5 protein-coding genes are annotated in these 10,422 nt (G+C 67.2%); 4 read left to right on the top strand and 1 reads right to left on the bottom strand.

Annotation, left to right across the window (positions count from 1 at the left end; all coding sequences use genetic code 11):
* The coding region (locus tag VH499_RS20095) for an NAD(P)/FAD-dependent oxidoreductase (RefSeq protein ID WP_332054529.1) at nucleotides 1–428 on the bottom strand (428 nt) is incomplete at its 3' end.
* Nucleotides 429–478: 50 nt separating this feature from the next.
* Here VH499_RS20095 and selD point away from each other — a divergent pair.
* From selD to glgB, 4 genes are all read left to right on the top strand, one after another.
* A complete protein-coding gene (gene selD / locus VH499_RS20090; RefSeq protein ID WP_332054528.1) occupies nucleotides 479–1,528 on the top strand; it encodes a selenide, water dikinase SelD in 1,050 nt (349 codons plus the stop codon).
* Between the two features lie 233 nt (nucleotides 1,529–1,761).
* Nucleotides 1,762–4,920, top strand: coding sequence for an alpha-1,4-glucan--maltose-1-phosphate maltosyltransferase (locus VH499_RS20085; RefSeq protein ID WP_332054527.1), 3,159 nt, complete (start codon nucleotides 1,762–1,764; stop codon nucleotides 4,918–4,920).
* A 50-nt stretch (nucleotides 4,921–4,970) separates the two neighbouring features.
* Complete coding sequence (gene treS / locus VH499_RS20080) at nucleotides 4,971–8,234, top strand: maltose alpha-D-glucosyltransferase (protein ID WP_332054531.1); 3,264 nt, start codon at nucleotides 4,971–4,973, stop codon at nucleotides 8,232–8,234.
* On the top strand, nucleotides 8,231–10,420 hold the full coding sequence (glgB, locus tag VH499_RS20075; protein WP_332054526.1) for a 1,4-alpha-glucan branching protein GlgB: 2,190 nt from the start codon (nucleotides 8,231–8,233) through the stop codon (nucleotides 10,418–10,420). The genes treS and glgB overlap by 4 nt, the downstream gene beginning before the upstream one ends.
* The last annotated feature ends 2 nt before the right edge of the window (nucleotides 10,421–10,422 follow it).

The raw sequence follows: 10,422 nt of genomic DNA, 5'->3' as shown, positions 1-10,422 counted from the left end.
AGCGGCGCATCGCAGGTCGCGCAGTGGCTGACGCCCTTGCCGGTCAGCCGTTCCTCGCCCGGAACGCCAAGCGTCTTCAGATGGGTGCCGGTGGCGAGGATCACGGCGCGTGCCGTCACCTCGCCCTCGGCGGTGGCCAGCGCCCAGCCGCCGTTTTTCGCGGACAGCGCCGTCATCTCGCCGGCGACGCATTCGGCGCCGGCGGCGACCGCCTGCTCCTGCGCCATCGGGCACAGGTCGTAGCCGGGCACGCCTTCCGGGAAGCCAGGGTATCCTTCCACTTTTTCGATGCTGAGAAGCTGGCCGCCGAGCACGTCGCCGGTGAGCACCAGTGTGCGACGGCCCAGCCGCGCGGTGGCGAGTCCCGCCGACAGACCGGCGATGCCGCCGCCGGCCACCACGATCTCGTAGTCCTTGTCCGCCGCCATGGGTCGATCCTACCATCGGCGCCGCAGCCCCGAGCAACCGAGGATCGCCCATGACCGAGACCACCCTCAGACTGACTGACCTCGCCCATGGCGGCGGCTGCGGCTGCAAGCTCGCGCCCTCGGTGCTGCAGGAGTTGCTGGCCGACCAGCCGGCGGCCCCCATCTACAAGCAGCTTCTGGTCGGCACTGAGACTTCCGACGACGCCGCGGTGTGGCAGGTCGACGACAACACCTGCATCATCGCCACCACCGACTTCTTCATGCCGATGGTCGACGATCCGTTCGACTTCGGCCGCATCGCCGCCACCAACGCGCTCTCCGACGTCTACGCCATGGGTGGCAGGCCGGTGATGGCGCTCGCCATCCTCGGCATGCCGGTCGACAAGATCCCGACCCAGATGGTGCGCGAGATCCTGAAGGGCGGCGCCGCGGTGTGCGCCGCTGCCGGCATTCCCGTCGCGGGCGGTCATTCGATCGACTGCCCCGAGCCGGTCTATGGCCTCGCCGTGATCGGCACTTGCCGGCCCGAGCAGGTGCGGCGCAATTCCGGCGCCCAGCCCGGCGATGTGCTGATCCTCACCAAGCCGATCGGCGTCGGCATCTACTCGGCCGCGATCAAGAAGAACGCGCTCGCGCCCGCGGCCTATCAGGAGATGATCGGCACGACCACACTCCTGAACAAGGTCGGCGCCGAGCTCTCGGCCGACCGGGATGTGCATGCCGTCACCGACGTCACGGGCTTCGGCGTGCTGGGTCACGGGCTGGAGATGGCGCGCGGCTCCGGCCTCACGCTCGTCATCGAGGCCGACGCCGTGCCCACGATGACAGACGCCGCGGCACTTGCCCGGCAAGGGCATGTTACCGGCGCCTCGCACCGCAATTGGGCGAGCTACGGCCACGATGTCGTCCTGCCGGCGGGAACGCCGGACTGGAAGCGTCACCTGTTGGCCGATCCGCAAACATCGGGCGGCCTCCTGATCGCCTGTGCGCCGGGCGCGGCAGAGGTGATCTTGCGCAGGACCCGTGATTCCGGCTGTCCTGGTGCGCGCATCATCGGGCGCGCCGAAAGCGGCGCCCCGTCGATCCGCGTCACGACCTGACCCCGACCGAATGTGTCATCCTTGCGTATCGCGTCGATGACGAAAAACTTGTCATCCGATGCGTGGCGAGGGACCTTTCGCTAGCACCGACGACACGGCCTCGCCTCTCGGCCCGGGGTTACAGTCCCGGTGCGGCATGATGTGCTTTATTCCGGGACTGCGCAGCCGACTGCCCCCAACGCAGGAAGGCTGCGCCAGTCAAGTCCATATATCGCAGGAAGGCGCGGAACCATATGGAAAATCTGCGTTTTACCCGTATGGCGCTTCAGCCCAACGCCCCAGCCCAGTCGACTGGCGTAACGAGTCCGAGCTCTGCGCCATCCCGGCCTGCTCCGTTCAAGATCTACTATCTTCATCCGCGCCTTGCCGGCCCGGTATCGGACTGGGACCGTCATTTCAAGCGGATCGCCGGCATGGGGTTCGACCACGTCTGCGTCGCGCCGCCGTTCGCGCCGGGTCCCGACGGCGACCTGTTCCTGACCGGCCAGCATGACCGGTCCGATCCCGCCCTCGGGATCGACGGCCCCGCTGAAGCGGTGGTGCGGACCATGGCGGAACGGGCGGCCGCCGCCGGGCTGAATCTTCTGGCCGACCTCATGATCGATCGCGTCGCCGCCGCGGGAGAGACGGCGCTCCTGTTTCCCGACCTGTTCGGTGCGCCCGAGCGCATCGGCATGTTCATCGATCCGCGTCAGCCGGCGTCGCCGTTCCGCGCCGTACCCGCCCGCTTCGAGGAGGCGGAGACCTTCGCCGACTGGTGGGCCGAGCGGCTGCCACCGCTCGTCGAGGCGGGGCTTGCGGGCTTTCGCCTGCTGGGGCTGGAGCGCATACCGGCCTCGGCGCTGCGCCTCATGATCGAGGCGACGCGGCGCGAGACGCCAGGCTGCCGGTTCCTGGGCTGGACGCTCGGCCTGTCCTGGGAGCGGGCGGCAAGCTTCCCCGAGACGGGTCTCGATGCGGTTTTCGCCTCGACGCCATGGTGGGATGGCCGGGCGAGCTGGTACATCGAGGAACACAACATCCTGCAGCGCGTGGCGCCGCCGATCGGCGTTGCCGAGGCGCCGTTCGAGGAACGCCTCGGGGCGCAGGAGCCCAGTTCGGAGCGCCGACTCGCGCTCTCCCGCCGCACCTTGCAAATCGCGGCGCTGAGCGGCGGTGGTCTCCTCGTTCCGATGGGCTTCGAGTTCATGACGCGCCGCCAGCTGGACCCGCGATTCGGCGAGCCCGCCGACTTCGTCGAGATGGAGCGCGAGGCCGACGGTGATCTCGCGCCCGACATCGGCGCTGCCAACTCGACCCTGGTCCCTGCGGCCGTGAGGGTTGCCGGGGAATGGCGGGCCCTGACCGGATCGGGCAGTCCGGTCTCGGTCGTGCAGTCGCGCAACGGCGAGAGCGCACTCTGCATCAACAGCGATCTTGGCCGCGTGCGCTCCATCCCGGTCGCGCTGCCCACGCCCTCGGCTGCGAATGCCACTCTCGAACCGGGCGAAGTTCGCCTGATGGCGCTCGAGCCCGAGCCGCCCATCGTCGAGGCGCGGCCCAGGCGCAAGGATGCCTTGCGCGACGCGACGAAAGCGCCCCGCATCGTGATCGAGAACCTGGCGCCGCGCGTGGAGGGCGGCCCGTTCGCCGCCAAGCGCATCGTCGGCGAGACCGTCATCGTCGAGGCCGACATTTTCATCGACGGCCATGACGTGCTGGGTGCCGAGCTCCTGTGGAAGGCGGCCGACCAGAAGAGCTGGAACAGAACCCCCATGACACCGCTGCCCAACGACCGCTGGCAGGCAGCCATGACGCCGCAGCGCGTCGGCCGCTGGCTGTTCACCGTCGAGGCGTGGCTCGACGAGCTCGCCACCGTGCGCCATGCGATGAAGGTCAAGCGCGAAGCCGGCATGGACGTTTCCGTCGAGGTCGCCGAGGAGAAGGAGCTGGTCGAGGCCGGGGCCTACCCGCCCTTCGTCACCCGTCACGAGCCGTTGCCGCTCGATGTCGAGCGGCCCGCTGCGGGCTTCGCGAGCTGGTACGAGCTCTTTCCGCGCTCGCAGACCAGCGACGCCGGGCGTCACGGCACGTTCACCGACGTGATCGAACGCCTGCCGCGCATTCGCGACATGGGGTTCGACGTACTTTATTTTCCGCCGATCCATCCGATCGGCACGACGGCGCGCAAGGGCCGCAACAATGCGCTCAAGGCCGCGCCAGGCGATCTCGGCAGCCCCTATGCGATCGGCAGCGCCGAGGGCGGGCACGATGCGATCCATCGCGAACTCGGCGGCCTCGAGGATTTCCGCCGCCTGGTTGCCGCGGCGCACCGGCATGGGCTCGAGATCGCGCTCGACTTCGCGATCCAGTGCTCGCCGGACCATCCCTGGCTCAAGCAGCATCCCGACTGGTTCAGGCACCGGCCGGACGGCACCATCAAGCACGCCGAGAATCCGCCCAAGAAGTACGAGGACATCGTCAACGTCGATTTCTACGCATCGGGAGCGGTGCCGGCGCTGTGGGAGGCGCTGCGCGACGTCGTGCTGTTCTGGATCGAACAGGGCGTCAAGATCTTCCGCGTCGACAATCCGCACACCAAGCCGCTGCCCTTCTGGCAGTGGATGATCGCCGACGTGCGCAGCCGCCATCCCGATGCGATCTTCCTGGCCGAAGCCTTCACCCGGCCGAAGATGATGTATCGCCTGGCCAAGGTCGGCTTCTCTCAGTCCTACACCTACTTCACCTGGCGCAACACCAAGCACGAGCTGGTGGAGTACCTGACCGAACTCTCCACAACCGCGCCGGTCGAGTTCTTTCGCCCGCACTTCTTCGTCAACACGCCCGACATCAATCCCCATTTCCTCCAGACTTCCGGCCGCGCCGGCTTCCTGATCCGGGCCGTGCTGGCCACGACTACCTCGGGGCTGTGGGGCATGTATTCGGGCTTCGAGCTCTGCGAGGCGGCGCCTCTGCCGGGCCGCGAGGAGTATCTCGACTCCGAGAAATACGAGATCCGCGTGCGCGACTGGAACGCGCCCGGCAACATTGCCGCGGAAATCACCGCGCTCAACCGCATCAGGCGGACCAATCCCGCCCTGCACAGCCATCGCGGCATCCGGTTCTACAACGCCACCAACGACCAGATGATGGTCTATGGCCGCACGCGATCCGGGCAGGACGACATGATCCTGGTCGCCGTCAGCCTCGATCCGCACCATCCGCAGGAAACGGACTTCGAGCTGCCGCTGTGGGAATGGAAGCTGTCCGACAGCGGCTCGCTCGCCGCCGAGGATTTGATCACCGGCCACCGCTTCACCTGGTCGGGCAAGGGCCAGCGGCTGCGGCTCGATCCGGGCGTGCTGCCCTTCGCCATCTGGCGTCTCGCACCGCTGCAAGGAGACGGCGCATGAATATCCAGAGCAAGGAATTCACGCGCCGCGCCGAAGCGACCGACCTCTCGATGCGCGTGCCCTGCTGGTACAAGGATGCGATCATCTACCAGCTTCATGTGAAGTCGTTTTTCGACTCCAACAACGACGGTATCGGCGACTTTCCCGGCCTGATCTCCAAGCTCGACTACATCGCCGACCTCGGCGTCAACACGATCTGGCTCCTGCCCTTCTATCCGTCGCCGCGCCTCGACGACGGCTACGACATCTCCGACTATCGCGCCGTGCATCCCGAATACGGCACGATGGCCGACGTGAAGCGCTTCATCGCCGCCGCCCACCGGCGCGGATTGCGCATCGTCACCGAGCTGGTCATCAACCATACCTCGGACCAGCACCCGTGGTTCCAGCGCGCGCGCAAGGCCAAGGCCGGATCGGCGGCGCGCAACTTCTACGTCTGGTCCGACAACGACCAGAAGTATCAGGGCACGCGCGTCATCTTCATCGATACCGAGCGCTCGAACTGGACCTGGGACCCGGTCGCCAACGCCTACTACTGGCACCGCTTCTATTCGCACCAGCCCGACCTCAATTTCGACAATCCGCGGGTCGTCGAGGCGGTGCTGAGCGTGATGCGCTTCTGGCTCGATCTCGGGGTCGACGGGCTGCGGCTCGACGCCGTGCCCTATCTCGTCGAGCGCGAGGGCACCAGCAACGAGAACCTGCCCGAGACGCACGCCATCCTGAAGCGCATTCGCGCCGAGATCGACTCCTTCTATCCCGACCGCATGCTGCTCGCCGAGGCCAACCAGTGGCCCGAGGACACAAAGGAGTATTTCGGCCAGGGCGACGAGTGCCACATGGCGTTCCACTTCCCGCTGATGCCGCGCATGTACATGGCGCTCGCCCGCGAGGATCGCTTCCCGATCACCGATATCATGCGGCAGACGCCGCAGATCCCCGACACCTGCCAGTGGGCAATCTTCCTGCGCAATCACGACGAGCTCACGCTGGAGATGGTGACCGACTCGGAGCGCGACTACCTCTGGCAAACCTACGCCACCGACCGGCGCGCGCGGATCAATCTCGGCATCCGGCGCCGGCTGGCGCCGCTCCTGGAACGCGATCGCCGCCGCATCGAGCTGATGAACTGCCTGCTGCTGTCGATGCCTGGCACGCCGGTCATCTACTACGGCGACGAGATCGGCATGGGCGACAACATCCGCCTCGGCGACCGCGACGGCGTCCGCACGCCCATGCAATGGTCGCCCGACCGCAACGGTGGCTTCTCGCGCGCCGACTTCAACACGCTGGCCTTGCCCACGATCATGGACCCGCTCTACGGCTATGAAACGGTCAATGTCGAGGCGCAGTCGCGTGACCCCTATTCGCTGCTGCACTGGATGCGCCGCATGCTGGTCGTGCGCCGCGCCCATGCCGCTTTCGGCCGCGGCACCTTGCGCTTCCTCTATCCCAAGAACCGCAAGGTGCTGGCCTACCTGCGCGAGAGCGACGAGCAGACCCTCCTCTGCGTCGCCAACGTGTCGCGCACGCCCCAGGCCGTCGAACTCGAGCTCTCGGAATTCACCGGCCGGGTGCCGATCGAGTTGAGCGGCGCCTCGCTCTTCCCGCCGGTTGGCCAGCTTTCCTACCTGCTCACCCTCCCTCCCTTCGGCTTCTACTGGTTCATCCTCGCCAAGGAGAGCGAAGCACCGTCCTGGCACACGCCGGCGCCGGAGCCGCTGCCCGACTTCGTGACGATCGTCCTGTCACGCGAGGGGCTCGCCACCGCACTGCTGCAATCGGGAAGCGCCCTCCTCGAGCGCGACGTGCTGCCGACTTACCTTGACAAGCGCCGCTGGTTCTCGGCCAAGGACCAGAAGATCGAACAGGCGCGCATCGCCTACACCGCCCCCGTTCCCGGCGGCGATCGCGAACTCCTGATGGCCGAGACGGAGACGCTTATCAACGGCACCACGAGCCGCTGGCTGCTCCCGCTCTCCATGTCATGGGAGGACGAGGCGGCCGGCCCCCTGCCCGGGCAGCTTGCGATCGCCCGCGTGCGGCGCGGCCGGCGGATCGGCCTGCTGACCGATGCTTTCGCCATCCAGAGCTTCGCCACGACCTTGATGAATGCCATGGCCGAGGGAAAGGAGATCGAATCGCCCGAGGGCAGGATCGTCTTTTCCGCGACCGAGGCCGGACGCGAGGCGCTGCGGGTCAAGCCGGAGGCGACGGTAAGCTGGCTGTCGGCGGAGCAGTCGAACAGCTCGCTCACGGTCGACGACACGGCGATCCTGAAGCTCTTCCGACGCGTCTCGGCGGGCCAGCACCCCGAGGCCGAGATGAGCCGCCATCTTACCCAGCAGGGGTTTGCCAATACGCCCGCCCTGTTCGGCGAGATGGTGCGGATCGACGACAAGGGCGAGCGCCATTCGCTGGCCGTCGCGCAGGCCTTCGTGCGCAACCAGGGCGACGCCTGGACCTGGACGCTGAACCAGTTCAAGCGCGCCGTCGACGACCTCGCGATGCACGAAGCCTCGACCGAAGCCCGCGCCGATCATGTCGAGGACTACCACGCCATCGTCGCGACGATCGGCCGCCAGCTCGCGGCGATGCACGTGATCCTCGCCCGCGAAACCGACAACGACGCTTTCGCGCCGCACATCAGCACGGCCGACGACGTCAGCCAATGGATCGGTCGCGCCCATGCCCTGGTGAACAAGGCGTACGACAGCATTGCCCGGCTGCCGACGGGTGAGAAGGAGGCGGACGACGCCGCCGCCGCGGAGCTGATGGCCCACAAGGAAGAACTCATGGCGGCGATGGAACGGCTCGCCCGGTCCGGGAAGGGCACGCTGATGACGCGCATCCATGGCGATTTCCATCTTGGCCAGGTGCTCGTCGCGACGGGCGACGCCTACATCATCGACTTCGAGGGCGAACCGGGCCGCCCGCTGGCCGAGCGGCGCGCCAAGATGAGCCCGCTGCAGGACGTGGCAGGCCTGATGCGCTCGCTCGACTATGCCGTGGCGACGACGCTCGATCCCAAGACACCGGCCTATGCGCCGCTGCCGGAGGCGACGCGCATCAAGTTCATGCGCCGGCTGCGCGATGCTTCCCAGCGTGCGTTCCACGAGGCGTACAGCGCAGGCGTCAGCGAGCTGAAAGGCCTCGACAACCCCGATCTGCTGCTCTTCTTCATGATCGAGAAGGCGGCCTACGAGGTCGTCTACGAAGCGGCCAATCGACCGGCTTGGATCTCCGTCCCGCTGCACGGCCTGCATCGCTACACCCTGCGCGTTCTCGCCCAGGAAGCGGAGAGCGCCTCGTGAACGAGATCGCAACCCTTGCCCTGCCCCGCGAGGAAGCAGAAGCCCTCGCCGGCGCACGCCACAACGATCCTTTCAAGGTGCTCGGCCCGCGCGATACGGAGCGGGGCCGCCTGATCCGCGCCTACCTGCCGGGCGCCCTCGGTGTGGAAGTCCTGCGACGCACCGACAGAACGCCCATCGCCACGCTCGAGCAGCACGGCAAGGACGGGCTGTTCGAAGGCATGGTCACGGACCACGTGCCCTACCTTCTCCGGATCAAGTGGCCGCAGGCGGTTCAGGAGACGGAGGATCCCTACTCCTTCGGGCCGCTGCTGGGCGATCTCGATCTGCATCTCTTCAACGAGGGCCGCCATTTCGAGCTGGCGAGCGCCATGGGCGCCAACGCCATGACCTTCGAGGGCGTCGACGGTGTGGGCTTCTCGGTATGGGCGCCGAACGCCAGCCGCGTCGCCGTGGTCGGCGACTTCAATAGCTGGGACTCGCGGCGCCATCCCATGCGTCTGCGCTACCCGGCGGGCGTCTGGGAACTGTTCATTCCGCGCATCACGCCGGGAACGCGCTACAAGTTCGATATCGTGGGGCCCGGTGGCGTGCGCCTGCCGCAGAAGGCCGATCCGCTGGCGCAGCAGGCCGAACCGTCGCCCGCGACCGCGTCAGTGGTCGCCTCGCCGCGGCAGTGGCGCTGGCACGACGAGGCCTGGATGCAGGCGCGCGCCGAACGACAGGCGGTGACGGCACCGATCTCGATCTACGAGGTGCATCTCGGCTCGTGGATGCGGGGCAACGGCACGGTCTCGTGGGAAACGGCGGCGCAGCGGCTCATCCCGTACGTCGTCGACATGGGCTTCACTCATCTCGAGCTGCTGCCCATCACCGAGTATCCGTTCGGTGGCTCTTGGGGGTATCAGCCGCTCGGCCTGTTCGCGCCAACCGGCCGCTACGGCGCGCCGGAGGAATTCGCCCAGTTCGTCGACCGCCTGCATGCGGCCGGCATCGGCCTGATCCTCGACTGGGTACCGGCGCATTTCCCGACCGACCCGCACGGTCTCGCCCGGTTCGACGGCACGGCGCTCTACGAGCATCTCGACCCGCGCGAGGGCTTCCATCGCGACTGGAATACCTTCATCTACAATTTCGGTCGGCGCGAGGTGCAGGGCTTTCTGATCGCGAGCGCACTGCACTGGCTCGAGCGCTTCCATGTCGATGGCCTGCGCGTCGATGCCGTGGCCTCGATGCTCTATCGCGACTACAGCCGCAGCGCGGGCGACTGGATCCCCAATGTCTATGGCGGTCGCGAGCATCTCGAGGCGATCGACTTCCTGCGTCACCTCAATGCGGTAGTCAAGGAACGCTGTCCCGGCGCCGTGACCATCGCCGAGGAATCGACGGCATGGCCTGGTGTGACGCGCTCGGAACGGGAGCTCGGGCTGGGCTTCTCCTACAAGTGGAACATGGGCTGGATGCATGACACGCTCCTCTACATGGAGCGCGAGCCTATCCACCGCTCCTATCACCACGACGAGTTGACCTTCGGCCTGCTCTACGGCTTCTCCGAGAAGTTCATCCTGCCGCTGTCGCATGACGAGGTCGTGCACGGCAAAGGCTCGCTGTTCGGCAAGATGCCGGGCGACCGCTGGCGCAAGTTCGCCAACCTGCGCGCGTACTTCGGCTTCATGTGGTCGCATCCAGGCAAGAAGCTCCTGTTCATGGGCGGCGAGATCGCGCAGGAGCGCGAATGGAACCACGACCGCGAGATCGACTGGTTCCTGCTCGACAATCCCGACCATGCCGGCATCCAGCGGCTGGTGCGCGACCTCAACCATCTCTACCGCCGCGAGCCGGCGCTGCATGTGCGCGACAGCGAACCTGCCGGGTTCCGCTGGATCGTGGGCGACGACCGGTCCAACTCCGTCTTCGCCTATTTCCGCCACGGCCATGACGGCCACGCGCCGGTACTGGTCGTCTGCAACATGACCCCGGCGCCGCGCCACAACTACCGCATCGGCGTGCCGCGCGGCGGCGTCTGGCGCGAAATCATGAACACCGACTCGCGCTTCTACGGCGGCAGCGACATGGGCAACGAAGGCGCCATCCACGCCGTCCCCCAGCCGACGCACGGCGAGGCGCAGTCGCTCGATCTCACCCTGCCGCCACTCGCCACCCTCTATCTCCGTGCGGAAAGCTGATC

This window comes from Reyranella sp. (assembly GCF_036558665.1).
In the GTDB taxonomy this organism is placed as follows: Bacteria; Pseudomonadota; Alphaproteobacteria; order Reyranellales; family Reyranellaceae; genus Reyranella.
This window is presented reverse-complemented; position numbering and strand designations above follow the sequence as displayed.